This window comes from Roseburia intestinalis L1-82, from assembly GCF_900537995.1.
Classification (GTDB): domain Bacteria; phylum Bacillota; class Clostridia; order Lachnospirales; family Lachnospiraceae; genus Roseburia; species Roseburia intestinalis.
On sequence record NZ_LR027880.1, the window covers coordinates 2,075,730 to 2,102,125 of the forward strand.

A 26,396-nucleotide genomic window follows, 5' to 3' on the forward strand; every position below is an offset into this window, starting at 1 on the left:
GCACTGGGAAACGGTGCGGAAATGAGGAATGTTATGGCATTAACAAGTAAACAGCGTGCATACCTTGGCGGATGTGCAAGCACGATGGATCCGATCTTTCATATTGGAAAAGCAAGCCTTACACCGGAGATCATTACAGCGTTAGACGAAGCATTAGAAAAGAGAGAGCTGATCAAGGTGGCTGTATTAAAAAACTGTATTGATGATCCGAGAGAGATTGCTGCAGTGACTGCAGAGCGGACACGTTCTGAGGTTGTGAAGGTAATTGGAAAGAAGATCGTTTTATTCCGTCAGGCGAAGAAAAATACCAAGTACGAACTGCCGGGCTGATATGGAAGATGCAGAGTGCAGGATCGGACAAAAGCATTTAAAGAGGGTAGGCATTTTAGGCGGTTCTTTTGATCCGATTCATAAGGGACATTTAAATATTGCGCAGAGTGCGTATGAAGAATTTGCATTGGATGAAGTATGGTTTATTCCCGCCGGACATTCTCCCAATAAAGACGAGAAAAAAATGACAGCGGCAGATATCCGGGCGGAAATGACAGCTCTGGCTATCTATGATATTCCATATTTTAAACTTTCACGAATGGAAATCGATGCAGAGGGGACAAGTTATACTTATCTGACACTCACAAAATTAAAAGAGGCTTGTCCGGATACTGATTTTTTCTTTATTATGGGGGCTGACTCCCTTGATTATTTAGAAAAATGGTATCATCCTGAAATTATCTGTGAGAAGGCAGTTATTTTGGCCGCAGTACGTGATGATATGGATTTGTCGGAGGTTGAGAAAAAGATTTCTGCCTTAAAACAGCTATTTCCTGCTGAAATCTATCCAATCGAGGGTGGAAAAACAGATATTTCATCCAGTGAGATCCGTGCGGCTTTAAGACGCGGAAAAACAGATATTTCGCTGATTCCGCCTAAAGTACTGGCATATATTCAGGAACATCATTTGTATGGGGAGGATTAGATGATAAGACATGCAATTATGTCTGCGCAAATCTGACGGCAGCGTCTCTTCGCAATAAGCTGGTCTGAAATGGAGATTATCATGGAATTAAATGAAATTCGAAAAAAGTTAAAAAAAGAACTGGATAAGGGTCGTTATGAGCACACGAAAGGTGTTATGTACACTGCGGGCTGTCTTGCCATGGCACATGAGTATTCCATGGAAAAGGCAATGCTTGCAGGATTACTTCATGACTGTGCAAAGTGTATCCCAAATGATCAGAAAATAGAAATGTGTGAAAAAAAACACATTCTGATCAATCCGGTAGAATATAAAAGCCCGTATCTGCTGCATGCAAAATTAGGGGCATTTTTGGCGGAAACGGTATATGAAGTATCGGATCCACAGATTTTACATGCAATCAAAGTGCATACGACCGGTGAACCGGATATGAGCCTCTTAGACAAAATCATTTATATTGCGGATTATATTGAGCCTGGGCGGGATAAGGCAGAAAACCTTCCCTATATAAGGAAGATCGCTTTTGAAGATCTGGATGTCTGTATGGCGGAAATCCTGCATGATACGCTGGCTTATCTATCCAGCCGTGGTGGAAGTATCGATGCAACAACAAAGATGACCTATGATTTTTACCGTCAATACAGGAAAAAACATGATTGATGTTTCAAGTTTAAACATGCCTTTCTGGTGTGGTGTATGAAGCCATTGCCGGGAAAATAAACAAAAATAATAGGAGAGTGTAGATTTATGACTTCAGCAGAATATTGTAAAATAGCAGTGAAGGCACTGGAAGACAAGAAGGCAGAGGATGTGAAAGTAATTGATATCCGTGAAATTTCACCGATCGCAGATTTTTTTATCATTGCAGATGGAATGAACCAGAATCAGATTCAGGCAATGCGTGATGCGGTAGATGAAGCTTTATATAAGGCAGATCTTAAAGTACGGCAGGTGGAAGGCAATCAGTCTTCTACATGGATTCTGATGGACTATAATGATATCATTATCCATATTTTCTCGAAAGAGGACAGACTTTTTTATGATCTTGAGCGTATCTGGAAAGATGGGAAAGAGATCAGTGTGGATGAACTGTAAAAAATAGTGATATGTTTTGTAAATAGTTTTATGAACATAAACGGAAAAGGCAGCTGATTGTTAACATGAAAATCAGCTGCCTTTTCCTTAATTTAAAAATCGCATAATACCGAATACTTTACCAAGAATCGAACATTCATTCACAATGATCGGATCCATGGTATCATTTTCCGGCTGCAGGCGAAAGTGACCGTCTTCTTTGTAAAAAGTTTTTACGGTTGCGGAATCATCTACAAGCGCAACGACAATATCTCCATTCTGTGCATCTGATTGTTTCTGTACAAGAATCTTATCACCGTTAAATATTCCGGCATTAATCATACTGTCCCCTTTTACCTTTAACATAAACGTTTCTGCATTTGGCATAAACTCAGTAGGAATCGGAAAGTAATTTTCGATATTCTCAACGGCAAGCAGCGGCTGACCGGCAGCTACCTGACCAATGATAGGGACATTTACGACTTCACGTCTTGTTAAGTTGAAATTGTCATCAATGATCTCGATGGCACGTGGTTTTGTAGGATCTCTTCGGATATAACCATTCTTTTCAAGAGTCTCAAGGTGTGAATGAACAGAAGAAGTTGACTTTAAATGAACTGCTTCGCAGATCTCACGAACTGCAGGTGGATAACCTTTGTTTAAAATTTCCTGTTTGATATATTCTAAAATTTCTCGCTGCTTACTGCTGATTTTGCCATATGCCATAAAGTGCCTCCTATTATACGATAAAATGTATTTTATCAATCTTGTAAGGGGATGATTCTGCCCTGTATTTATTTTATCATAAAACAAATGAAAATGCAAACGTATATTCCGAAAATTTGTTCGATTTTTCACTTGACGTTACTGTTCAGACCATTGTAAAAACTGACGAAATTTAAAAAAATATATTTGTGGATAAACTCAAGCAGGATGGGAAGTCTCGTTAACGACTTCCGAATCCTGCTTTTTCTTTTGAAATTATAAACAGTACCTGCATGTTTTCCTGCTTTTACATGGCTGGAATACGGATTTCCACTCCTGCTTCTTTCATTTTTCTGCCGGTTATCCACCGTCATTCTGCCAGTCCCGTAATTCGTCCGATTTCCCATTCGTCCCTGTTTCTGCTATACTTATCCTATACTTAAGGAGGCACAAATGAACGCAGATGATAAAAGCAAACTCAAAGCATATGAAGAACTTATAGGCAGTCTTGAGCATACAAACGGACTACAGCACAGGGTCATCGAAACCCAGTCCTCATTGATCAAATCCCTTGAGGAACATAATGCAGAATTAGAAAAAATCATTGATGATCTGACAAACATTTAAGGAAAGGACGCGGCATGGGGATGGGGAATTCTTTTGAAACCATTACAGTACTTCAATACAGGCTGAAAGCAGCACAGGAAGAACTTGCAGCCTTTCAATCGGGAGAAAAATATATCCGAATGGAAAAACAGCACCTTACACAGGTGCGTGCCCTGGAACGCAGAATTGCAAAACTGGAAGCAGCTGTAGCAAAAGAACACAGCCATGCCATTACGATTCGGAATCAATGGTTTGAGATTTTTGAACAGCTGCAAAAAGAATGCGACCGTATGGTCGCCGAAGCAGTAAAAAAGGCGGATATGATGGAAAAAAGGGCCATCCGTGCAGAAAAACAGCGCGACACCGCCCTTGAAAAAGTAACTTCCCAGAGACGGGAACTTTACAAAGTAAAGACAGAGCTTGATGATGAAAAACAAAAAGTACAGAAACTGACGGCACAGATTAACCGGAACTATGAAAACTCATCCATCCCGTCTTCAAAATCTATCGCCCGCAAAAAAATATCCAACAGCCGCGAAAAAACAGGAAGGAAACCCGGTGGACAGCCAGGACACAGGGGGCACTGCAGAAAGAAACTCACCCCGACAAGGGAAATCTATCTTCCGGCACCCGAAGAAGTACTCCATGACCCTGACTTTAAGAAAACATCGAAAACCATTACAAAGCAGAAAATCGACATCAGCGTAGAAGTGCATGTGACCGAGTATCATGCCGATGTGTACTATAATTCCAAAACAGGTGAACGGATCCATGCACCATTTCCACAGGGAGTCATTGATGACGTTAACTATGGAGGAAATTTACGTGCTTTCCTGTTTCTGCTGAATAATGACTGCTGTACATCAATTGATAAAAGCCGCAGGTTTTTGTCTGATCTGACAGATGGAAAAATAAACATATCAAAAGGCATGATCAATAATCTCTGCCGGTCATTTGCCCAAAAAACAGAATCCCAGCGTAAAGAGATTTTCTGCGATATGCTGCTTTCCCCTGTCATGCATACAGACTGTACCAATGCCTGTGTAAACGGGGAAAGTTCGTATGTATTTGTATGTGCGGTTCCGGATGGCGGTGTGCTCTATTTTGCCAGGGGCAAAAAGGGACACGATGGAATAAAGGGCACGGTCGTTGAAGACTATCAGGGGACACTGGTCCACGATCATGATGTAACCTTTTATAAGTATGGAACCGGCCACCAGGAATGCCTTGCACATGTACTGCGTTATCTGAAAGACAGCATGGACAACGAAAAGGACCGTACCTGGAACAGGCAGATGCATTCCCTGATACAGGAAATGATCCATTACCGGAATGGTTTATCTGAATCAGAAGAGCCAGATCCGCAGACCGTCTCCGAATTTGAAGAACGTTATAAAACAATCCTGTCCATAGCTGGGGATGAATACGACTATGAGCCGCCTGGGAAATACTACCGTGATGGATACAACCTGTACAAAAGGATGAAAAAGTATAAGAAAGATCATCTTCTTTTCCTCCATAATAAGAATGTACCTGCCACGAATAACGAAGCCGAACGGCTGCTGAGAAAATATAAAAGAAAACAGGCGCAGGCTGTGTCATTCCGGAGTCCGTCAAGCATCGACCATCTCTGTAAATGCATGAGCATGCTGGTTTTGATGCGCAGAAAAGAGCAGACCAATCTGTTCCGCGAGATTGCAGAAATATTTGCATAAGAAAACCGATGGTTTTGACTACGATTAGTCTATACCATCGGTTCTTTTGTTACAAGTTTACCTCTGAACAGTAACCACTTGACAAACAAATGTTCGCGTATTATGATACAGATATGCAAACAGTTGTTCGCAACAAATGTTTGCATGTGATGGAGGGTGTTTATGAGAAGCAGAAGAAAAAGCAGGAAAAAGCAGAAATCAGTTTTTTTGATCGCATTATCAATGGTACTATTTATAATAATGTGTTCCGCATGTTTTGGTACGATCCGGGCACAGGCGGCTGATGAAACCAGTGCCTATAAATATTATACCAGCATACAGATTACCCCGGGACAGACGTTAAATGACATTGCAGGGATTTATATGACCGATGATTATAAAGATACCTCAGCTTATATAGAAGAGGTATGTATGATCAATCATATCTTTCCGGATGATATTCATGAGGGCGAATATCTGACAGTGCCATATTATTCAGCAGAATATTTAAAATAGGTGCCCAAATAGCAGCGCAAAACAGCAACAAAACAGCAACAAAACAGTAGGAACAAAACAGTAGTCTGTGGGGATGTTGTATTTTTCTTCAAAATAAGCTATAATAATTATATTCGGCATAAAAATATCCCGATGGAAGTGGTGATATTCAGGGTATATGCCAGGTACGGAGGATAGCGTTGAAGATATGTTAAAGTTTATTTATGTAATTCTTATGAACCTTTTCAGAGCACCATATATGATTCCAAAGATGCATAAGGAAGCGGATCATCCTGAAAAATATTCAGAAGAAGAGCGATATGAGCTTGCGCGCCATGTGATTCGCCTTATGAAAACGACTGGTGGAATTAAGACGAAAGCATATGGTCTGGAAAATCTCCCGTCAGAGGGCGGCTATATGATGTATCCAAACCATCAGGGAAAGTATGACGCACTTGGTATTATTTATACCCATAAAAAACCGTGCTCTATCGTCATGGATCGTGCAAAATCCAATACGATCCTCGTTCGGGAATTTATCGATCTGCTGCAGGGAAAACGTCTGGATAAGAAGGATGTAAGGCAGGCGCTTACAATCATTAATGAAGTTTCAGAAGACGTTAAAAAGGGGAAACGTTATATCCTTTTTCCGGAAGGCGGGTACGATTTCAATAATCGTAATAACGTATGCAATTTCAAGGCCGGTAGTTTTAAAATTGCTTTAAAGACAAAGGCACCGATTATACCGGTTGCCCTGATCGATTCCTATAAGGTTTTTAACAGTTTTAATCTGGGACCTGTGACAACACAGGTACACTATCTGAAACCTATTTTATTTGATGAATATGGTTCATTGAAAACACATGAGATTGCAGAACTGGTACAGCGCAGGATTCAGGAAAAAATTGACAGTATATTGTTACCGGAGACATAATATATGAAACAATAGAATGCATCTTCCATGAACATTCTATTGTTATGAATTAGAAAAAGTGTTATATGATATAAAATGTCATATAGCACTTTTTTAATAATACACAGAAATCAGATCTCACGTAATTTGACATATTTCGCAGCACTCCGGCGTCTTTCATCTTCAAGTGCAGCATAGTGCTTACGGGTAGTATTGACATCTTTATGTCCAAGAACATCGGCAACCAGATAGATATCGCCGGTTTCGCGGTAGAGGGATGTACCGTAGGTACTCCGAAGTTTATGCGGCGTAATATGTTTTAAGGTTGTTACAAGCTTGGAATATTTTTTTACCATATTTTCCACGGATCTGACACTTATGCGCTTGTTTTGAAGTGATAGGAAGAGCGCATTGATACTTCCGTCGGCTGCAGTGATTTTCTGGCGTTCCACCATATAATCCATGAGAGCTCTGCGGACTTCCTCTCCAAAATATACGACAACTTCTGCGCCACCTTTGCGGTGGATTTTAATGCCGTTATTTTTAAAGTCAACATCTTCCATATCGAGGCCGACACATTCAGAAACACGGATACCGGTTCCTAAAAGAAGTGTCATCATTGCCAGATCCCGGATTTTTGTCTTTTCATGATACTGTTGCTGTCTCGCAGTAAGATTCTCGCCAGATTCCACTTCGTCAAGGAGCTTTGCCACCTCATCGACATCCAGACGGATAATATTCTTTTCATGTATTTTAGGCATGTCTACTTTAACAGTTGGATCATCTTCAATCAAACCATTTTTGTAATAATAATGATAAAAGGAGCGCAGGGCAGAAAGTTTACGCTTCAAACCACCTTCGTCATTGGTGTGTTCCGTTCCGTCTTTTTCGTAGTATTTTAAATAAGAAAGATATTCCTCAATATCCATTGGTGTAATTTCATTTAAAATAGAGATTGGAAAATCTGTAATATCCATTTTAGCACAGACCGGATTGGTAGCATGCAGGTAATCGAAGAAACACCCGATATCATATGCGTATGCAATTTTTGTCCTGGAAGAGCTTGTTGCTTCAATGCCAATAAAAAACTGTTTGCAAAAGGGTGGCAGTGTTTCTAATAGTTTTCTTAACTTTACTTCATTCTTTACGTTTATTGTTTCATAATATGCTTTTTCTTTCATTGTGATCTCCAGTTTGTGGGGGGATTTTAAAAAAGTAACATAAGGCTTAAATTGCATTATTGGTACCGGACAGCCATCCTTGTATATTTCCGTTCTGGATTGCATGAAAAAGTTTCGTCTTAACCCCCGGATTGTCTATATTTAACTGCTGTATCAGTTTCTTTACATATTCGCGTTTAGTATTACCGTCCATCGGACATGGATTTTTTACAACAGGAAGCGGATACTTATTCCGGAATCCTTTTACTTCTGCCTCAGATACATAAATCAGAGGACGGATTATGGTAAGATCAGAATCTTCCATGTAGGTTTTTGGGGGAAATACATAAAAGCGTCCCTCAAAAATCATGGATAAAAATGCTGTTTCAATCACATCATCCATATGATGTGCATATGCCACTTTATTACATCCGAGTTCTTTTATCGCCTGATTCAAGGCACCTTTGCGCATTTTTGCACATAAGGAACAGGTGGGTTTTTCATTTCGTTCTTCAAAGAGAATCTTTGCTATTTCTGTATTTACGATATGGTATGGGACGTCAAGATCATGACAGAGTTTTGAAACAGCTGTAAGATCAAAATTTTCATAGCCAAGATCTACGGTCACAGCTACCAGATCGAATTTTTGGGGATAAAAGCGGCGCAGACCACTCAGTGCATATAAAAGTGTAAGAGAATCTTTGCCTCCGGAAATACCAATGGCGATCTTATCGCCGGACTCAATCAACTGATAATGATCAATTGCTTTTCGCGTGTAGCTGTATAATTGCTGTAATTTCATATGCAGGCCTCCTGAACTTTCTTTATTATACAATATTTTAAGGCAAAGGTATATTAATTTTTAATCCGGATGATGCAGGATAAAATTATTACTTTTTTTGTTTAATGTGGAAAAGTATATGCAAATTGTTAAAAATATGTTAAATTTATAGTAGGATTTATGGTTATGAAATTTGGTATAAAAAATGGATTTGAAATTATGAAAAAAGGAGTAGATATGGATCATGAAATTTATAGTACAACGCGTATGTTCAGCCGCATGTCGCGTAGATGATGAGGTAACGGGCAGTATTCAAAAAGGTTTTATGGTACTGATTGGCATATCCGATTCTGATACGAAAGAGATTGCGGATAAAATGATAAAAAAACTGATCGGACTTCGTATTTTTGAAGATTCTGAAGGAAAGACAAATTTATCATTGAAGGATGTGAATGGAAGTCTGTTATTAATATCACAGTTTACCTTATATGCAGATTGCCGGAAGGGAAACAGGCCATCTTTTACAGATGCCGGTAAACCGGACATGGCAAAAGAACTTTATCACTATATTATTGAGAGCTGTAAAAATCAGATTGCAGTTGTAGAACAGGGGGTTTTCGGAGCAGATATGAAAATATCCCTTGTGAATGACGGACCTTTTACGATCATTCTTGATTCTGATGAACTCATACGATGAAAATCGTAAGAATGGTTGATTTTTTTGAAAGGAAAAAGGAAAGGAGGAAGATGATTTTGGAATGCTATTTGGCATAACAGGATTTATGCTGGGTGGTATACGGTTTATTTTGATTGGAATTATTTTAGTATAATTTTTATATGGTATAAATGTCAGTGCGGGGAACGGGCTGATCCGCCCGGAAAGTTCTTTTACTTACAGGTTGTATGTGGAAACAATGTAAAATCAGAGGCTGTTAAGACCAACATTTTTATAAAGTCGAAAGCATCCAGATTCATTGGTACTGATACAAAAGTCAGCGAAAATTTCAAATTTGGAAATGGAGTTGGTTATACCGTACCGGGAGATGTTCCAGTCATTGGCGGAACAGCAAAGAAGAACCTCAGGAAACGGATGAAATGGCTTCTGAGAAAACAGTCGAAACGGAAGAAGCAGTAACTGAGAAAGTTGAAACCGAGACGGAAGAAATAGAAGAGATTCAGACGGAAGAAGCAGAAACTGAAACCGAAGAAACCGAAACCGGGGAAATTGAAACTGAGGAGATTGAAACCGAAGAAGTCGAAATAGAAGAAACTGAAATTGAAGAGACTGAAACGGAAGAATCAAAAGACAGACACAAGAAGTCTGTTAATTTGAACACGACAGAGCAGATTAAAGATCTTGCCGGAAGAATTGAACTTGCATTTGCAGTATTTGACACTACCAACAATACATTTACCAACCAGCAATTTATAAAACGTCCGATGGAATTTACCATATTGTATTCGGGTATTATGATCTCAATGATGCGGATGAGTTTATCCTTGCTTACCAGGAAACTGTTGAAGCAAATGACCTTGTATTGGAAAATGTGAGCGCCAGCGAACAAAATTATGCAAACGGCAGGCAGACAGCGACAATTTCCGTTGGAAATGAAGGGGTGAAAGATGCATCAGGATTTACTGTTGATGTATATGAGGATGATGACTGGATCGATACCGTGGATGTAATGAAAGTATTGCTTCAGGAGAAGAAAAAGAGATTGAAATTACATTTTCAAAATCCGTATCGAAAGAAGTGCAAACATACAGGTTTGTGATCAATCAAGATGAAGATCGCAATACAAAAAATAATGAACAGGAAATTAAACTCGGATATGCAGATGTTTCGCTAAAAACAACGGAATATTATCATGATAATATCATTGATGTGTATGCACAGATTTCTAATCTGACAGCACGAAATGCAGATGTGGAACTGAAAGTATACGAAGATTCGTTAGATGGAGATATTGTTTTCCAGAGAACGATCAAAGATGTCACGAATGCAGATTCTGTTGTTGTTCCATTTGAACTTGACAGAAGTAAAATGAATGTTACTCCGGGAAAAGACAAACTTTATATTGTTAAAGTTACAACAGAAGATGAAGTTTGTACGGGAGATAACCAGTACTTATTGTTGTTACCGACATTAGAATCAGAAATAACAGGTGTTCAGATCTGTGATGGAAGAGCAAATCTGACTTATGATTATGACACAAATAAAAATAAGAGTTATCAGCTGACAGCAACAACTACACTGACCGGAGTAAAAGCAAATGTAAACTGGAGCAGTTCTAATAATGCGGTGGCGACAATAGATGCTTCCAGTGGCAATTTAACAATCAAAGGAACAGGAACAGCCATTATTACTACGAAAGCAGATGACTCAGCAAAGGCAACGGTGACAGTAACAGTAAAGTCCGTAGATAAAACGGCACCGAAAAATGTAAAGGTGAATTCTGTAAAAGTAGATAGTGTTACCTTAAGCTGGAATGCGCTTACTGCTGTTTCAAATAAAGGAAAATTTACAAAAGTTTCCACCGTTAAAAACGCGAAAAAAACAACTTTCCTTGATAAAAAAGTTTCTTCCAAAAAAACGTATTATTATAAGGTACGCGCATATAAAACTGTGAAAGGTAAAAAAATATATGGCGCATATTCAGTAGTAAAAAAAGTAAAATGTAAATAATATAGATTTATTTGCAGGCTGTCAATCAGAAAAATCCCGTGTTAACCAGATATTTATCTTAACACGGGATTTTCGTATGGATGCATTGATGATAAAGTTTGTATAAATTTATATGTAGCAGAGTGTATTTGAGTTGTTTGATTGTCTTTTCTTCTATTCGCAAAACACAAGTTTAACGAATAGTTGTATTCGGAAGCAAATAGTCTGTAGCTTATTAACTCAATATACGCTGTGTCGGCAACAAAACTAATCAATTTGCAATTATCATTTTTATAAAAAAATCCCCATTAAGGCTATACACCTTAACAGGGACTTTTTTCCGGGATATTTCTATTTTATTTCTGTGCATCCATAATTTCACGGAATTTTAAGATCATGTCGACACATCCGTCAATACCAAGCTTTCCGGCATCCAGTGTCAGATGATAGCTAGTAGAATCACCCCAGCGCTTGCTGGAATAATAATTATAATAGCTGGCGCGCTGTTTATCCTTTTTCTGGATCAGGTCTTTTGCCTTATTCTCTGTGATATTCAGGCGTTTGCTGACAGCTTTGACGCGGTTTTCCATATCTGAATGTATAAAAATATTGATGCAGTCCGGATAATCTGCCAATGCGTAATCTGCACATCTGCCAACAATGACACAGGATTCACGATCTGCAATCTTTTTGATCGTTTCAAATTGTGCAAGGAATACTTTATGGTTCAACGGCATATCAAGAAACGGTGAAGAATTGTAGCTTCCAACGGAGTATGTATCCATGACCAGTGAGTATAAAAAGCTGCTGGTTGGTTTTTCATCGTGATTTTCAAAAATCTCTTCGCAAAAGCCACTGTCTTTCGCTGCCTGCTGTAATAATTCTTTGTCGTATAATTTGATGCCAAGTCTGTTGGCAAGTGCCTCACCAACTGCTTTACCTCCGCTTCCAAATTCACGACCAATGGTATATATCTTATTTGACATAGGAATCCCCCACTTTCTTTTGCAGCAGAATATCTTACATATTACGAAATATTTGTGCAATACATGCAAAACGCCTCGTTTTCATATGATGATATCTGTTTCTTTTGTATAATTATACTACATTTTTTCAAAAATTAAAACAATTTTTCGGAATTTAATGTAAACTTTTTAGTATTTTCAAAAAATATTCTGGGAGTGGTGCCGATATTTCCATATATTCATTAGTATGCGGATGAATAAAACCGATCGTCATGGCATGAAGTGTCTGCCCCTGCGTTTTAAACGGACTTTTTCCACTGGAATATACGGTATCGCCAAGTAACGGGTGACCGATACTTGCCATATGAACGCGGATCTGATGTGTTCTGCCCGTCTCTAATTTAAATTCCATATAGGTATAATTCGAAAAACGTTCCAGTACTTTATAATGTGTGATCGCCGGCTTTCCATTTTTCTCGTTGATCGCCATCTTTTTCCGGTTGGTCGGATGTCTGCCGATCGGAGCATTGATCGTTCCTTCATCGTCTTTTACAACGCCATATACAATACCGCGGTATCTGCGATTGACACTGTGCTCTTTGATCTGCTCTGCAATTTTAATATGGCTCTCATCATTTTTACATACAATGAGCGAACCGGTTGTGTCCATATCGATCCGGTGCACGATTCCTGGCCGTATTTCGCCATTAATGCCAGAAAGACTGTCTTTGCAGTGAAACATAATCGCATTAACTAAGGTGCCTGAATAATGCCCTGCTGATGGATGTACAACCATTCCTTTCGGTTTATTGACAACGAGAAGGTCATCGTCCTCATATAAAATATCAAGCGGGATATCTTCCGGGAGAATCGGTGTTTCCACGGCGTCTGGAATTTCCACACATACAAGGTCATCCATACGCAGACGGTAATTTGCTTTTGCTATAGAATCATTTACTTTTACATGGCCGTCCCTGATCAGTTTCTGAAAAAAAGAACGTGAAGGTGCATTTGAAGAGGTTTTTGACTGCTCAAAAATAACGCTTAGATATTTATCTAAGCGTTCTCCCTCATATTCTGCCTCTATTTCGAAAGTTTCCTGTTTCATAAAATCTCCATTCTGGTATGTATATTCAATGGTATACAAAAATCATGATTTCTTTTTTGTGGGAAGAATACGTTCAAAGTCTTCTTCCTTATAAAACAGCAGACATAAGATCAAAAGTACGGCAGCAACGGTCACATAAATGTCTGCGACGTTGAACACCGGGAAATTGATCAGTCTGAAATAAAAGAAATCAACCACATATCTCTGCGTAACCCGGTCAATAAAGTTACCGATCGCACCTGCAAAAAACAGAATGGCGATTCCATTGAGTAAGCCAAAATGTTTTTCCGAAGGAATGCGCATCAGATAAAAATATATGATAAGGATCAGAACAATCACGGTAAAAATAATAAGCGGCCACTGTTTTCCCTGAAAAATACCAAACGCTGCACCACGGTTCTCTAAATAACTGAGTTCCAAAACGTTTTTCCACAAAACAACAGGCATCTGATCTTTCAAATGCTGTACTGCAAGATATTTTGTAAACTGGTCTAAAAAAATCAGAATGACTGAGCATAAAATACCGATAAAAGCTTTTTTTTGAATGGTTTTAGATTGTTGTTTCATTGAGTCCTCATTTCTTTGGAAATCATTTTAGGAACGGCAGACATAACGGATACCGTCAAGAATCTGTTCATCTGTCAGTTCGCGGTAGATATAAGCATTTCCAATCTCTTTTAACAGAATAAACTTAACCTGGTTTCCAACCATTTTTTTATCGGATTTTGTTGCGGAAAGAACTTTTTCTGCGTTAAATCCATCCATCTGTGTTGGAAGTTCAAAAAGCGATAAAGCATTTTGTATTTTCTCAAAATCTTCTTTTGAAATATGGCCAAGCTGCATGGACAGATAAGATGCCGCAACAATACCAAGTCCTACACATTCTCCGTGGTAAAGCGAAAAATCAGAAAGCTTTTCAATGGCATGACCAATCGTGTGTCCAAAATTAAGGAGTGCACGCTCTCCCTGCTCTTTGGGATCACGTTCGACCACATCACGCTTGATATTACAGCTTATGTAGATCATTTCTTCTAAAATTTCAGGATCTAATGCCCAGATCTCTTTTTCATGAGCGATGAGCCATTCAAAATAAGAAGCATCCTTGATCAAGCCATGCTTGATAATCTCTCCCATTCCGGAAACAATCTGTTTTCCTGGAAGAGAATGAAGCACTGACAGGTTCATATAAACTAATTTAGGCTGATAAAATGCACCGACCATATTTTTATACTGCATAAAATCAATACCCGTTTTGCCGCCAATACTGCTGTCCACCTGTGAAAGCAGTGTAGTTGGAATCTGTATGAAATCAATGCCCCGTAAGTAAGTTGCTGCCGTAAAACCGGTCAGATCACCGACTACACCTCCACCAAGTGCTAAGAGGATGTCTCTTCTGTCGAAGTGATTTTCTATCAGAAACTGATATAACGCACCTACGGTATCCGTGTTTTTGCTTGCTTCACCTGCAGGAAAAATATGTAAAAATACATTTGAAAATACCGCAGAAAGCTGATCCTGTACTTCCTTTGCGTATAAGGGTGCTACATTGGAATCTGTGACAATACAAAGTTTCTGGTCAGGACTGATTTTGAGTCTGATCAGTTCTTTACAAAGATCCCCAAAATCTTTTTTTAATTCAATCGTATAGATCACATTTGTTCCATCTGTAACCGGTATACTTTTTGACATAATACTCCTCCGTTTCTGCATTTTTGCATATGAGCGTACTGTTAACTTTTATATAGCTGATATTTGATTTTCAGACGTCCTTTATTGGTTTCTCCTGAGATGGAAATAAAATGAAAACGCCCATGACCGCGCACGGATATAATATCATCCGGCTTGCAGATATAGGTTGGTGTCTGAATATTTTTTCCATTTACAAATACACGATCTGCGCGGATCAGTTCTAAAGACTGGCTTCTGGATAAACGGTATACACAGGCAATGACAGAATCAAGTCTGTTTGAGGTAATGATGCCATCTTTATCGATCATCTCCTGATGCGAACTGATTTCGTCTGTACTTACAACACTTAAGCGCACCAGTGTATGACGAACTTTTGTGAGCTGTTCCATAAAGTATGGAGCCACATTTTCCTCACACAGGATATAATAACAGCCGTCTCCCATCAGAATATCACCGATCTTTGAGCGGTCTATACCGAGTGTCATGACAGATCCAAGCAGATCACGGTGACCTAATTTTTCTGCAAACTTCGGATAAGCGGGTTCCACCTTTAATGCCGCAATCGGGTATGTCCATTCATAATAAAGAGCATCAGGAATAAAAGCAATTATCTGACGCTCTGCATAGGAAACCCCGCCAAAACTCTCCGTCTTTGTGGCAAATTCGGATTCACACTGGTGGTAAATATTCAGTTCATTTAAATTAAGGAAATCGCTGAATAAAACGATTCCCTTTCGGTCAGCCTGTCTGGAAAGATCCAACAGACGTTTTTTACAAAGTTCCTGCTCATTCATAATTAAAAATCGGTCTGAATACCCCTTGTCTCAAATGAATCCATTAAACTTAAAAAATCTCCGGAAATATCCACAGATGCCGGTGTGATAATGAAGATGTAATTTGAAATCTTCTGCAGATTACCACTGATTGCAAAGCATGAACCGGATGTAAAATCAATGATACGCTGCGCAATCTCAACGTCAAGACCCTCAACATTGAGGACAACAGTACGGTTCTCCAGTAAAGTCTCTGTAATTTCTCTCGCATCTTCAACAGAAGTAGGTTTGATCACACATACCTGCATACCGCCGGGACCAGTCTGTTTTTTCGATGGACGGATCGGCGTTACCTTGGATGAGGATTTTACCGGAGTCTCCTTCGGACGATCTGAATCATAATCTTTTTCTACTGTTTCACGTTTCTTCTCGCGACGGAATGTCTGCTTTGGCTCGTCCTCTGTATAATCATCATCGTAATCGTAATCTTCATTGTAAAAATCGTCGTCATCCTCAGGATTCAGACGCATAACATTTAAAAATTTATCAAGAACTCCCATGTTCTCACTCCTGTTTATAATTTCTTTCACCGAAAATTCCGGTTCCTACACGCACCATGGTAGCGCCCTCTTCGATTGCAACCATATAATCGCCTGTCATTCCCATAGACAGAATTTCCATAAATACATTATCTATGTTTTTATTAGTTATGTCAACAGATAATTGCTTTATTTTTCGGAAATACAGACGATTATCTTCCGGATTTTCAACATAAGGCGCAATCGTCATAAGTCCTTTGATACGGATATTTTCAAGTTTGGAAATCTCTTCCACAAGAAGGATTGCATCTTCTGCGGAAATACCAAATTTAGACTCTTCATGTGCAATATTGACTTCGACAAGAATTGGAACGATCACATTCTGTTTTTTTGCCTGAATGTTAATCTCTTCTGCAAGGCGGTATGTATCCACGGAATGGATCAACTCAACTTTTCCCACAATATACTTTACTTTATTGCGCTGAAGATGTCCGATCATATGCCAGCGGATATCTGATGGAAGCTGCTCCATCTTGCTGCAGAGTTCCTGTACTTTATTTTCACCGAAATCACGGATGTTTTCGTCGTAAATTTCCTGTAACATTTCAACGGGTTTCGTTTTGCTTACCGCAATCAGGGTTACTTCATCGCGGCTGCGTCCGGCATTTTTACAAGCCTGTTCAATATTTTTTTCGACATTGGCAAGATTTTCTTTTAACATATCATTTTCCCTCCATTATTTTAACAAATCATCTTCATTGATCTTCGCTCCATCTAAAGCGATGTGGTCATATAAGGAAATTCCATAGGAAGTTCCGGTTTTTACGATGGTATACTCCTTGCTCTGATAAAGGATATCGATCTGTTTGAAAACAGCATAACCTTTATTGACGTTATAGACACCTTTTAAGGTTGCAGTGTCTGAGCCAACCCGGTAAGTTTCATTCGAATCAGGTTTTACCAGAATGTCTCCGGCAGTAACATTCTCACTGTCGATATAGTAATAATCGTCAGTTGTGTAATAAATCGTTGGCGAAACAAACTCTGTTGTTGTCTTTCCGTTTTTGTTTGTGGACGAAACAAGCAGTCCATCGGCATCAGAATCCCCGCCTTTCATAAAGTAGCTGACCGGTATGGTAAAAAATTCTTTTTCTGTAATTGCCGAATTTGGAATTTTCAGTCCGGTCTGTTCGGTAAGCAGCAGTTCAATCTCTATAAAACGATCTTTTGCGTAACGTACCAGTGAATTGCGAAGTGTTAAAATCAGGTATTTTTCGCCGCTCTTTTCTGTAATCACATAGGTAGCGTATGCCGTTTTACCATCCTTATTAAACCGGAGTTTTAAAGTATTGTCATCTGCAAGTTCATCTGCGAGTGTATTTGTAATAGGAACGACAATATGCCATTCTTCGTTGCTGATCAGTTTATAAACCGCATCCCCGTTAGAAACGGATACATTCTGTTTTAAATTATTGCGCTGATAGGACGCTTCATCAAACTGTTCTTTTGAAAAATTGTCCGTGGTCGTATTTTCAAATCCATCCGTGTAATAAACAAGGATCCCAGGTGTATCGGTTGTGATCGTATGAAAGGAAGAACCATTTCCGGCAGCGGATGTATAATCCGATAATCCGTTTAAAGCTTCCAGACTTAAGGCTTCATTTAATGCAGAATCAATATTTTCTTTAAATGAATAAATATTATAAAATGTCTGCGCCTGATAGGAATTTTCATAGTCGGAAATATCATTTTCGATTTCTAAAAGTCCTTCGGCATCCAGATTAGAGGCGTCTGCACTTACATCATTAATCTTTTGGGAAACGCTTCCGCTTTCATCGACGGAACAGATCAGATCTCCGTATCCGACTCTCGATGATTCGCGTACATAATAGTTCAGTGATCCAGCGTATTGCGATGTGACAATTGTTTCATCCCGAAGGATCAGACCGCGGTAAACATTATTTTCTGCCATGGTTCCCTGCTCCACTTCATAAACAGAAGTATGCGTTGTTGTAATGTAAGTGAAAACATTGAATACAAGATATATGAAAATAATAATAAAAATGATTACACCAATATTTATATTGAACGGTTTACGATATTTTACTACTTTTTTATGTTCATTCAAAAATTTACTCACCTCTTAAATTTTTCAACATTCCTATTCTAACATTTTATTCAATAGAAAACAACGAGGATAAAGAAGTTTTATACGAATAAAAATTTTTTTTTGCGTGCATACTATCTGCAAAAGGAGGCTAAAAAAATGAATACAAACTGGCTTGATTACACATTGCTTACATTGGTTATCATTGGTGCGATTAACTGGGGACTGATTGGCTTTTTCAGATTTGATCTGGTGGCATTTCTTTTCGGGGATATGTCATGGCTTACAAGAATTATTTATGCACTTGTGGGAATTGGGGGATTATATCTGCTCAGCTTGTTCGGAAGAATCCGTTCTGTAGGAGAATCTTAATAACAGAATGCATGTTTCGCAAACATTCTGTTATCATGAATTATGCGGTATGGATAAGAGATCTTTCCATACCGCATAATTCATAACAAAAGATATATTCACATGGTGTGTGTTATCTGATTGTTTACATATTCATTTTTATAGGGAAATGACGATTTTTGCTTTTGCAATATCTGTCAGTTTTGATTCATCTTTGGATACGCTTAAAATGAATTTTACATTGTATTTTTCACTGATCACATCAAGCTTTTGAATCGCATGATTTAAAAGTTCATCGGAATCTATCGATGCAATGGTAAGAAAACTGTCAAGGTACATTTCTTCAAGATCGTGATCCTGTGATATCACACCACAGATGAAACCGAGAAATTCATCACAGTTATCAATCAGAAAATCGTTTACATTGATCAATCGAATCTTATTATTTAACTCATACATATGTTTCTGGCTCTTATCCAGATATACGATATTGCCAGTTGCAGATGTGATCGATGTATTGACCTTGTTAAGCAGTTCCTTTGTCTTTCCTTTTCCCTTTTCGCCTGAAATAATCTCTATCATGGTCATTTCCCTCCTGATCCTTCGATGCAACGTCCATATTCGTGAAAATGAATAAAAACGGTTCGTTTTATAAATTAATTATAGTATATTAACACAAAAAAAACAATAATATTTTCAATTAATTTGCAAAACCGGATAACATTTCATTCATTAACAGATAAAGGTTTGATTTTCCGTCTGCTTTCAGAACAATAGAAATAATTGGCTGTGACTGTTCATTCATGGAGTAAAGCACCAGACAGTATCCTGCATCACCGGTTGTACCCGTTTTACCGCCAATTACGGTAAAACCGTCCGGAGATTTTGCGTGACCGCTCAGATACTGGTTTGTATTTTCCCAGGTATGTTCTTCTATTGTACCATCTCCTGCCTGATAGGTTACATCATAGGAAGTCGTGCTTATGATCTGGACAAATGTTTCATTCTGTAATGCCGCACGGAAAATCAGATACAGATCATATACAGAGGTATAATGATTTTCATCCGGAAGTCCGTTTGGGTTGACAAAATGAGACTGTGTCGCCCCCAGTGCGGCTGCTTCTTTGTTCATCAGTGCCGCAAATTCTTCCACACTCCCTGAAATCGACTCTGCGATTGCAATCGCAGCATCATTACCGCTTCGCAGCATCATACCATATAAAAGGTCATCCATGCGGATCACATCTCCGGCATGAAGGCCGCAGACAGAGGAATCGGAGGCCTGATTTGCAGCGTTTTCACTGATCGTGACCGTCTGGCTTAAATCTGTGCAATACTTTAATGCAATATACGCGGTCAAAATTTTTGTTGTACTTGCCGGATATAGTCTCTCATATATATTTTTTGCATAGACAATCTCATTTGTTGCCAGATTAAAAGTACCGGCGCCTTCTGCAACCTGTGAATCCGTTGTATCTGTACCAAGTGAAACGTCATCGGCTACACACAGGTCTTTTGAAAAATATTCCTGTGCACCGGCAGAAACAGTTGTTCCAAGACCAAGACTTCCGGTCGTTTCATAAATATCATAAGGCTGTTCCAATGTAACCTCCTCTTTGCCACAACCGGTAATGCTGCCAAGTAAAAGTGCTGTAATACACAGAACAGATAGCAATCGTTTCATGTTAAAATTCCTTTCATAAAATACGCAGGATACACCAGATAAAGGTATATCCTGCGTATATATTTTATTCTTAATAATAGAATGTTCACAAAGTGTGTATTCTATTATTCGTTTCTGTTATTTGTACATTTCACGCCACTCTAAATCGCCTCTGTCTAAAGATTTGATCAGAAGTTCTGCGGTAGCAAGATTTGTTGCAAGCGGTATGTTGTGTGTATCACAGATTTTTACGACATTGTTGACATCCGGTTCGTGTGATTTTGGTGTCAACGGATCACGAAGAAAAATGACAAGATCGATCTCGTTGTGCTCGATCTGAGCCCCTAACTGCTGAGCCCCGCCTAAATGTCCTGCCAGATATTTATGAACGTTTAAATTTGTAACCTCTTCGATCAGTCTTCCGGTCGTTCCAGTTGCATAAAGCTCATTTTTGCAAAGTATACCCCGATAGGCAATGCAGAAATTCTGCATCAGTTTCTTTTTTGAATCGTGTGCTATTAATCCAATGTTCATGTTGTAGGACCCCCTGTTGTTAATATTTTTTCGGCTGAAGCCCGACATTTAAGACAAGCCCGATACCTATATACAAAGACCATAATGATGTAAGTCCGTAGCTGACAAACGGAAGTGTTACACCTGTATTTGGCAGAAGCCCGCTCGCCACACCGATATTGACAAAAGTCTGAAAACCAATCAGCGCACCTACACCACAACAGATCAGTCTGCCTGCTGTGTCTTTTGCTTTTCTAGCAATAAATATACACTCAATCGTGATGAAAAGCAAGAGAATTATGATCACTGCACTGCCCACAAATCCAAGTTCTTCACCTGCAACCGCGAAAATAAAGTCATTTTGAGGTTCCAAAATAAAGTTTCCGTTTTTGACCGAAGTCGGATCCGTATTGTTAAGTCCTTTTCCCCATAATAGTCCGGAACCGATCGCCATGATCGAATTCTGCTGCTGGTAGGCAAGATCCGGATAATCATCCGGATAAAGCCATGCCATGATACGCCCCAGCTGATAAGCGTGGATGAATGGGATTTTATCCTGTATGATCAGTGTCATTCCAATCAGTCCGACCGGAATACATACGATCAGCACACCGACGACCAGTTTGTAATTTAAGCCTGCCATAAATAATAATGCGCAAAAAACTAAGGTAATTACAATCATTGTCGACAGATTTGGCTGTTTATAGATTAAAAACAGCGGAATCGCAAGTAACACAAACGAAGAAACAATCACTCTTACCGTATTGATCTTCTCCTCATATTTCATGAAATAATACGCGAAAAATAAAATCAAAAGTATTTTTACAAGTTCGGATGGCTGAAAGCGGATACCGCCAATCTCAAACCAGCGCTGTGCTCCTTTTGAAGAATCACCCGCGACAAGTACCAGTGCTAAGAGACCGACTGCCAGCAGATATATGATCCAGGAAAAACGGAGGATAAAACTGTAATCGATCAGAGATAAAATCACCATGATGACAATACCGCTCACCATACCGATGATCTGTTTTTTCTGATCCCCGGGGCTTGCGCTCCCAACCAGAAAGACCCCCAGGGTATTTAATATCAGAACATATATGACCAGTATGAATTTGTAATTCTTTAGTTTATAAAGTTTAGACATTATCCTACTCTCTTTTCTTGTAATCCTTTAACATTACTTTAATCTCAATGTTCTCCGGCTCTATAACCACATATTTCGTGATAACACAGCCTATCTCCTGACGGATCAGTTCCATAGTGGCATCATCCAGTTTTTGATGGTCTGCATTCATCATCAGCTTTAAGCGCTCTTTTGCAACATTTCCGGAATGGGTTTTAAACATGCAGCGCTCCTTTCACAGGTTTCTTTTTAAAAAATATCTTCGAAAAAATACTGCCCTGTTTTATGTAATTTAACAGAGGCACTTCCTCACCTGTGATTCGCCGTGCAATATTGTTGTAGCAGAGCTCAGAAAGTAATGCATTCTTTTTATTTCCATCCAGATGCAGCAACGGTTCGCCATGGTTCTGGGCAATGATGATCTGTTCATCTTCCGGCACGACACCAAGTAATGGCACATCTAAAAGTTCACAGATATCATCGATATTTAGCATATCTCCGTCTTTTACCATGTGCTTGCGAAAACCATTGATCAGAAGTTCTGTTTTTACCGTATAATGTGTTTTTAATATCTGAAGTACACAATCAGCATCATGAATGGCTGCAATCTGAGGTGTTGTGACCACTACAATGCGGTCGGCTCCCGTAATGGCAAGTAAAAATCCCTGATCGATACCTGCGGGACTGTCAACTAATATATAATCAAATTCCTGTCTTAGATCATCAAGCAGATGTTTCATCTGATCAGAATCAAGCAGAATTTTTTCTTTTGTACAGGATGACGGTATCACAGAGAGATTCGGGAATCGTTTGTCCCGGATGATTGCCTGTTTCGCCCTGCATCTGCCGCTTAGCACATCCACCAGATTATAGAGGATCCGGTTTTCCAGTCCCATGACAACATCAAGATTTCGTAAGCCGATATCAGTATCTACCAATACGACTTTTTTATCTAACAGTGAAAGTCCTGCGCCAACGTTAGCTGTGGTTGTCGTTTTGCCAACGCCGCCTTTTCCTGAGGTAAAAGTAATCACTTCACCCATGAGGGAACCTCCTGTTTTGATTTATTAATAAAACCCGCAAAAAAACGGGAATTATTCAAATGTTAATCATTTACACCATTTGATGTAGCATTAATATTCTCAGCCTGTCCGTTTAACAGAGAATCAGCATCTTCAACTTTGAAATAGTATGCAAGGATCTTCTTTGAAACTTCTGCCGCATTGTGGGAAGTATATCCATTTGCAATACGCGTTGCAATTGATATTTCAGGATTATCGTACGGAGCATAACCGACAAACAAAGCGTGGTTTGGCCGTTTCAGATCCTCCTGTGCCGTACCTGTCTTGCCGGCTGCCTCGATTGGAAATCCATCGAATTCTTTTGTATTTTCAACCACCATGCGTATACCGGTATGAATGGCATCCCAGTCACTGTCACTTAAGACATCCACGGTATTGCGTATCTCCGGTTCGTATTGTTTTAATGTGTTTCCGTCAGAATCCGTTACTTTGTTTAAAAGTGTGTAATTATATACGGTACCACTGTTTGCAACGGCAGTAACATATCTGGCGAGCTGTATCGTGGAGTAGTTATTATTACTCTGACCAATGGCAGCCATGACAGGGAAACTATCTGCGACCTGCGGTTTGCTCTCTTCAATTTCTATGCCGGTTGTTTCATTCAGGCCATAAAGTGAAGCATATTTCTGAATTTTTTCAATACCGTTTTCTGCGGCATCATTATTGTAGCTCATTGCATAATTATTGGTACTGAGACGGTAACCAACTTCATAGAAGAAGTAGTTACAGGAATCTCTAAGTGCTTCAGACACATTAATAAGACCATGTGATCCGTGGAAAGAACGATAAATCCAGCATCTCGGTTCATTGCTTACGTTTTTGTACACTCCAAGATCCTGGATCTGCTCCGTCGTACTGATCACATGTTCTGCAAGACCTGCCGTCGCTGATACCATTTTAAATGTAGAACCAGGTGCCGTCCGCTGCTGGGTTGCATAATTGTACAGAGGTCTTGCATTATTTTGCTGCAGGCTGTTGAAGTAATCGGAATCGACGGTGTTTGCAAGCCTGTTACCGTCGTATCCAGGATAACTTACCAAAGCGAGAACTTCCCCTGTCTTTGTATCTGTGATCACACAGGAGCCCGCACATGGATCTAAGGCAAGCTGTGCCGGTGTAATTTCAAGATTCTGGATCTTTTCCTTGATAAAGGAAGCCGGTGCAATTGTGCCGCCTGATAATCCTGCAATATCATCCTCGTCAAATGCCAGAATATTCTGATCAAATAAGATCAGACAAAGCTGTCTTCCGGTAATTGCATCGGTCTGGATTAAATATTCATATATAATTTTTGTAAAATCTGAATCTGTACTGATATCATTTAGAATATAATCACACAATGCATCATATATTTCAGTAGAATCTGAATATTTTTCACTTACGGAAAACTTTGTAATGTCGATCCACCCTTTGGCAATTGCATGGTTTAAATACTCCTGCGGGCCAATCGCCCCATTCTGCCATTGAAGGTAAACCTCATCGGACGTATCAATATTTTTCTTTAACAGGATATTGTTATCATGAAGCATATTTTTTATGATATAGGTAAAATAATCCTGATATTCCTCTGTCATCGATGCAAATGGTGTCGGTGCACTTCCGGTCAGTTCGGTGCGTATCTGTTCAATTACAGCATTTTGTCTGCTGGCAAAGATCTGCTGTACTTCCCGTTCCGTGGGGGATGCATTTTCTTCTGAAAAATGTGAAAAATCAATCACATTATTGTTAATCAGTGCAAAATAGACATCTGTGATCGGAATATTGATATCTGATCCAGGATTATCAATATTGGAGTATACGATTCCGGCAATCTCCTGCTCTAAAAGCTTATATACTGCAATCTGAAGATCTTTGTCGATAGACAGATAGACATCATTTCCTGCCTGCGGTTCTTCGTGTTCAATGACTTTTACCGCTTTTCCAAGATAATCCACATAGAGCTTTTCATGACCTTTCTCACCTTTTAAATCGCTGTCCATATACTGTTCAATACCAAGTTTACCGACTACGTCATTTAAAGTATAGGAATCATCTGTCTCTGAAAGTTTATTGTATTCGTCGGTGGATATTTTTCCGGTGTAACCGATAATGGAAGAAAAATATTCACTATCGTTGTACTTTCGTATGGTATCCTCTAATACTTCAACCCCCTGCAATTCTGCAGCGTGTTCGCTGATATAGGCAACCGATTCCTCGGAAACGTTCGTTGCGATCGTTGTTGCAATATATTTCTGATAGGCATTTTGTGCCATGGAAAAACGTACAACAGTAATCTTATATGCCATTGCATCATCATATTCGGTTCCAATGGCATAACGGTTGCTGCCCGCCAGATATTGCATAACCTGTGCAGCGGTTGCTTCCGTCGGTTTAAAATCAAGTTTGTTGCGGGAAATGATGTCAGATTCATCTTCCTGCATACTTTCAAATGAAGCCTCTCCAAACACATCTGCCAGAAAACGTTTCCAGGTTGCGCCGGATTCTTCTATATTATAACTGTAATTGCCATTGTCATCCAGCAATATTTTAAAATCGTTGACAATGGAGTCTCCATTTTCTTCAAGTGCGGTTACGACCTGTGCAATTTCTGCATTGATCGCTGCATTTTTTGCTTTCGTAGAACTGTAAGTACCATTATCCTCGATCGTAATGGAATATGCCAGTTCATTGTAGGCGAGCAGGTTGCCATTGCGGTCATAAATATTTCCGCGTGTACTGTTTAAGGTGCGTTCCTTGACGATTTTGAACGTATAATTGTCCTGATATTCTTTTCCATTTACAATCTGAAGAGAAAAAATACGCCACAGAAGAATGGAAAACAGCAGAATCATCACAACTGTTGCTACAACCAGCCGCGATTTAAAAAACATACGGCATGCTTCTTTTATATTATCAAACAAATTTGCTTGCACTCCTTTTCTCGATTGCTTCCAGTTTCTGGTTTATCTTTAAAATTATGAAATACAAAAAAATTGTTATAACCATGGTATAAACCAACTCTGGTATCATTAATTGTAAAAAATAGTAGTTAAAGTCGTATCTGTTTCGAAAAAGAAACATGATAAAATAAATCAGAAGGTTGCAGCTTAAATCACTGCCTGCAATCAGGACAAGCGGCAGTTTAATATCTTCCGGATAAAAAAGTTTACGGAACATTCCATTGATATAACCGATATACATATATAAAAGGCTGTAAAATCCAAGAACACCTCCACCGAAAATATCTAAGAGCAGTCCGCAGAAAAAACCGATAAAAAGCCCTTCTTTGCGTCCACGCATAAAACCAAAGGACGATGTTACGATAATCAGAAGGTTTGGTGATATGGATGCAAAGGAAAGTGTGTCAAAAAATGTCGTTTGCAACAGATAGCAGACGCCAATAATAATAAATACGGTAATCTTTCTTCTCATAAA

General features: G+C 39.1%; 33 protein-coding genes. 13 read left to right on the forward strand and 20 right to left on the reverse strand.

The window, feature by feature from the left end; translation table 11 throughout:
- Positions 1 to 33 precede the first annotated feature (33 nt).
- From yhbY to rsfS, 4 genes are all read left to right on the forward strand, one after another.
- Complete coding sequence (gene yhbY, locus RIL182_RS09670; protein WP_022112969.1) at positions 34 to 330, forward strand: ribosome assembly RNA-binding protein YhbY; 297 nt, start codon at positions 34 to 36, stop codon at positions 328 to 330.
- 1 nt (position 331) lies between these two features.
- A complete protein-coding gene (gene nadD / locus RIL182_RS09675; RefSeq protein WP_006856089.1) occupies positions 332 to 976 on the forward strand; it encodes a nicotinate-nucleotide adenylyltransferase in 645 nt (214 codons plus the stop codon).
- A gap of 81 nt (positions 977 to 1,057) precedes the next feature.
- On the forward strand, positions 1,058 to 1,636 hold the full coding sequence (gene yqeK / locus RIL182_RS09680; RefSeq protein WP_044998667.1) for a bis(5'-nucleosyl)-tetraphosphatase (symmetrical) YqeK: 579 nt from the start codon (positions 1,058 to 1,060) through the stop codon (positions 1,634 to 1,636).
- An 87-nt stretch (positions 1,637 to 1,723) separates the two neighbouring features.
- Complete coding sequence (rsfS, locus tag RIL182_RS09685) at positions 1,724 to 2,071, forward strand: ribosome silencing factor (protein ID WP_006856091.1); 348 nt, start codon at positions 1,724 to 1,726, stop codon at positions 2,069 to 2,071.
- Positions 2,072 to 2,158: 87 nt separating this feature from the next.
- On the opposite strand, the gene lexA is transcribed toward rsfS, so the two are convergent.
- The gene (lexA, locus tag RIL182_RS09690) at positions 2,159 to 2,776 is read right to left on the reverse strand and encodes a transcriptional repressor LexA (protein ID WP_006856092.1); all 618 of its coding nucleotides are present in this window, start codon (positions 2,774 to 2,776) and stop codon (positions 2,159 to 2,161) included.
- Positions 2,777 to 2,904: 128 nt separating this feature from the next.
- Positions 2,905 to 3,162 (reverse strand): hypothetical protein, encoded by a 258-nt coding sequence (locus tag RIL182_RS09695; protein ID WP_134523269.1) that lies wholly within the window; start codon positions 3,160 to 3,162, stop codon positions 2,905 to 2,907.
- A 46-nt stretch (positions 3,163 to 3,208) separates the two neighbouring features.
- Between RIL182_RS09695 and RIL182_RS21225 the strand changes: the two genes are divergently transcribed.
- The 4 genes from RIL182_RS21225 (at position 3,209) to RIL182_RS09710 (ending at position 6,484) form a co-directional block, all read left to right on the forward strand.
- Positions 3,209 to 3,382 (forward strand): hypothetical protein, encoded by a 174-nt coding sequence (locus tag RIL182_RS21225; protein ID WP_006855274.1) that lies wholly within the window; start codon positions 3,209 to 3,211, stop codon positions 3,380 to 3,382.
- Positions 3,383 to 3,396: 14 nt separating this feature from the next.
- Complete coding sequence (locus tag RIL182_RS09700) at positions 3,397 to 5,076, forward strand: IS66 family transposase (RefSeq protein WP_134523155.1); 1,680 nt, start codon at positions 3,397 to 3,399, stop codon at positions 5,074 to 5,076.
- A gap of 162 nt (positions 5,077 to 5,238) precedes the next feature.
- Entirely contained in the window at positions 5,239 to 5,571 is a 333-nt protein-coding gene (locus RIL182_RS09705; protein WP_006858362.1) for a hypothetical protein, read from the forward strand.
- Positions 5,572 to 5,785: 214 nt separating this feature from the next.
- Entirely contained in the window at positions 5,786 to 6,484 is a 699-nt protein-coding gene (locus RIL182_RS09710) for a lysophospholipid acyltransferase family protein (protein ID WP_243128750.1), read from the forward strand.
- A 110-nt stretch (positions 6,485 to 6,594) separates the two neighbouring features.
- Here the strand turns inward: RIL182_RS09710 and RIL182_RS09715 are convergent, their stop codons facing one another.
- On the reverse strand, positions 6,595 to 7,644 hold the full coding sequence (locus RIL182_RS09715; RefSeq protein ID WP_022112973.1) for a tyrosine-type recombinase/integrase: 1,050 nt from the start codon (positions 7,642 to 7,644) through the stop codon (positions 6,595 to 6,597).
- A 46-nt stretch (positions 7,645 to 7,690) separates the two neighbouring features.
- Positions 7,691 to 8,425 (reverse strand): tRNA 2-thiocytidine(32) synthetase TtcA, encoded by a 735-nt coding sequence (locus tag RIL182_RS09720; RefSeq protein WP_006858341.1) that lies wholly within the window; start codon positions 8,423 to 8,425, stop codon positions 7,691 to 7,693.
- Between the two features lie 223 nt (positions 8,426 to 8,648).
- On the opposite strand from RIL182_RS09720, the gene dtd reads away from it, so the two are divergent.
- The 4 genes from dtd to RIL182_RS09735 all read left to right on the forward strand — a co-directional run bounded on the left by dtd (position 8,649) and on the right by RIL182_RS09735 (position 11,090).
- Positions 8,649 to 9,101 carry a D-aminoacyl-tRNA deacylase gene (dtd, locus tag RIL182_RS09725; RefSeq protein WP_006858340.1) on the forward strand — a complete coding sequence of 151 codons (453 nt, stop codon included), beginning with the start codon at positions 8,649 to 8,651 and terminating at the stop codon, positions 9,099 to 9,101.
- A gap of 398 nt (positions 9,102 to 9,499) precedes the next feature.
- Complete coding sequence (locus RIL182_RS21230; protein ID WP_006858339.1) at positions 9,500 to 9,955, forward strand: hypothetical protein; 456 nt, start codon at positions 9,500 to 9,502, stop codon at positions 9,953 to 9,955.
- On the forward strand, positions 9,952 to 10,179 hold the full coding sequence (locus RIL182_RS21235; RefSeq protein WP_006858338.1) for a CARDB domain-containing protein: 228 nt from the start codon (positions 9,952 to 9,954) through the stop codon (positions 10,177 to 10,179). Before RIL182_RS21230 ends, RIL182_RS21235 begins: the two co-directional genes overlap by 4 nt.
- On the forward strand, positions 10,158 to 11,090 hold the full coding sequence (locus RIL182_RS09735) for a fibronectin type III domain-containing protein (RefSeq protein ID WP_172606710.1): 933 nt from the start codon (positions 10,158 to 10,160) through the stop codon (positions 11,088 to 11,090). Before RIL182_RS21235 ends, RIL182_RS09735 begins: the two co-directional genes overlap by 22 nt.
- A gap of 335 nt (positions 11,091 to 11,425) precedes the next feature.
- On the opposite strand, the gene RIL182_RS09740 is transcribed toward RIL182_RS09735, so the two are convergent.
- The 8 genes from RIL182_RS09740 to RIL182_RS09775 form a co-directional block, all read right to left on the reverse strand.
- On the reverse strand, positions 11,426 to 12,055 hold the full coding sequence (locus tag RIL182_RS09740) for a cytidylate kinase-like family protein (protein WP_006858336.1): 630 nt from the start codon (positions 12,053 to 12,055) through the stop codon (positions 11,426 to 11,428).
- A 154-nt stretch (positions 12,056 to 12,209) separates the two neighbouring features.
- Positions 12,210 to 13,142 (reverse strand): RluA family pseudouridine synthase, encoded by a 933-nt coding sequence (locus RIL182_RS09745; protein WP_006858335.1) that lies wholly within the window; start codon positions 13,140 to 13,142, stop codon positions 12,210 to 12,212.
- Positions 13,143 to 13,184: 42 nt separating this feature from the next.
- Positions 13,185 to 13,709, reverse strand: coding sequence for a signal peptidase II (gene lspA / locus RIL182_RS09750; protein WP_006858334.1), 525 nt, complete (start codon positions 13,707 to 13,709; stop codon positions 13,185 to 13,187).
- A gap of 27 nt (positions 13,710 to 13,736) precedes the next feature.
- Positions 13,737 to 14,831 carry a 3-dehydroquinate synthase gene (gene aroB, locus RIL182_RS09755; RefSeq protein ID WP_044999409.1) on the reverse strand — a complete coding sequence of 365 codons (1,095 nt, stop codon included), beginning with the start codon at positions 14,829 to 14,831 and terminating at the stop codon, positions 13,737 to 13,739.
- 41 nt (positions 14,832 to 14,872) lie between these two features.
- Positions 14,873 to 15,625: a YlmH family RNA-binding protein gene (locus tag RIL182_RS09760; RefSeq protein ID WP_006858333.1), complete on the reverse strand. Its 753-nt coding sequence runs from the start codon at positions 15,623 to 15,625 to the stop codon at positions 14,873 to 14,875.
- A 2-nt stretch (positions 15,626 to 15,627) separates the two neighbouring features.
- Positions 15,628 to 16,164: a cell division protein SepF gene (locus RIL182_RS09765; protein WP_015520749.1), complete on the reverse strand. Its 537-nt coding sequence runs from the start codon at positions 16,162 to 16,164 to the stop codon at positions 15,628 to 15,630.
- Between the two features lie 4 nt (positions 16,165 to 16,168).
- Positions 16,169 to 16,864, reverse strand: coding sequence for a YggS family pyridoxal phosphate-dependent enzyme (locus RIL182_RS09770; RefSeq protein ID WP_006858332.1), 696 nt, complete (start codon positions 16,862 to 16,864; stop codon positions 16,169 to 16,171).
- A gap of 15 nt (positions 16,865 to 16,879) precedes the next feature.
- Complete coding sequence (locus RIL182_RS09775; RefSeq protein ID WP_118412231.1) at positions 16,880 to 18,271, reverse strand: HlyD family efflux transporter periplasmic adaptor subunit; 1,392 nt, start codon at positions 18,269 to 18,271, stop codon at positions 16,880 to 16,882.
- 138 nt (positions 18,272 to 18,409) lie between these two features.
- Between RIL182_RS09775 and RIL182_RS09780 the strand changes: the two genes are divergently transcribed.
- A complete protein-coding gene (locus tag RIL182_RS09780; protein ID WP_015520750.1) occupies positions 18,410 to 18,622 on the forward strand; it encodes a DUF378 domain-containing protein in 213 nt (70 codons plus the stop codon).
- A gap of 138 nt (positions 18,623 to 18,760) precedes the next feature.
- Here RIL182_RS09780 and RIL182_RS09785 read toward each other — a convergent pair whose 3' ends face one another.
- The 8 genes from RIL182_RS09785 to mreD form a co-directional block, all read right to left on the reverse strand.
- The gene (locus RIL182_RS09785) at positions 18,761 to 19,183 is read right to left on the reverse strand and encodes a hypothetical protein (RefSeq protein WP_015560543.1); all 423 of its coding nucleotides are present in this window, start codon (positions 19,181 to 19,183) and stop codon (positions 18,761 to 18,763) included.
- Positions 19,184 to 19,301: 118 nt separating this feature from the next.
- Positions 19,302 to 20,285, reverse strand: a complete 984-nt coding sequence (locus RIL182_RS09790; protein ID WP_006858331.1) for a D-alanyl-D-alanine carboxypeptidase family protein — start codon at positions 20,283 to 20,285, stop codon at positions 19,302 to 19,304.
- Between the two features lie 117 nt (positions 20,286 to 20,402).
- Complete coding sequence (locus RIL182_RS09795) at positions 20,403 to 20,798, reverse strand: methylglyoxal synthase (RefSeq protein WP_006858330.1); 396 nt, start codon at positions 20,796 to 20,798, stop codon at positions 20,403 to 20,405.
- A gap of 19 nt (positions 20,799 to 20,817) precedes the next feature.
- Positions 20,818 to 21,921, reverse strand: a complete 1,104-nt coding sequence (locus RIL182_RS09800) for an FtsW/RodA/SpoVE family cell cycle protein (protein WP_022112981.1) — start codon at positions 21,919 to 21,921, stop codon at positions 20,818 to 20,820.
- Positions 21,922 to 21,925: 4 nt separating this feature from the next.
- Positions 21,926 to 22,123: a cell division topological specificity factor MinE gene (locus RIL182_RS09805; RefSeq protein ID WP_006858327.1), complete on the reverse strand. Its 198-nt coding sequence runs from the start codon at positions 22,121 to 22,123 to the stop codon at positions 21,926 to 21,928.
- A complete protein-coding gene (gene minD / locus RIL182_RS09810; protein WP_006858326.1) occupies positions 22,116 to 22,943 on the reverse strand; it encodes a septum site-determining protein MinD in 828 nt (275 codons plus the stop codon). Before minD ends, RIL182_RS09805 begins: the two co-directional genes overlap by 8 nt.
- A gap of 62 nt (positions 22,944 to 23,005) precedes the next feature.
- Positions 23,006 to 25,882 (reverse strand): penicillin-binding transpeptidase domain-containing protein, encoded by a 2,877-nt coding sequence (locus tag RIL182_RS09815; protein ID WP_022112982.1) that lies wholly within the window; start codon positions 25,880 to 25,882, stop codon positions 23,006 to 23,008.
- Positions 25,875 to 26,393 carry a rod shape-determining protein MreD gene (gene mreD, locus RIL182_RS09820; protein WP_006858325.1) on the reverse strand — a complete coding sequence of 173 codons (519 nt, stop codon included), beginning with the start codon at positions 26,391 to 26,393 and terminating at the stop codon, positions 25,875 to 25,877. The genes RIL182_RS09815 and mreD overlap by 8 nt, the downstream gene beginning before the upstream one ends.
- Between the last annotated feature and the right edge of the window lie 3 nt (positions 26,394 to 26,396).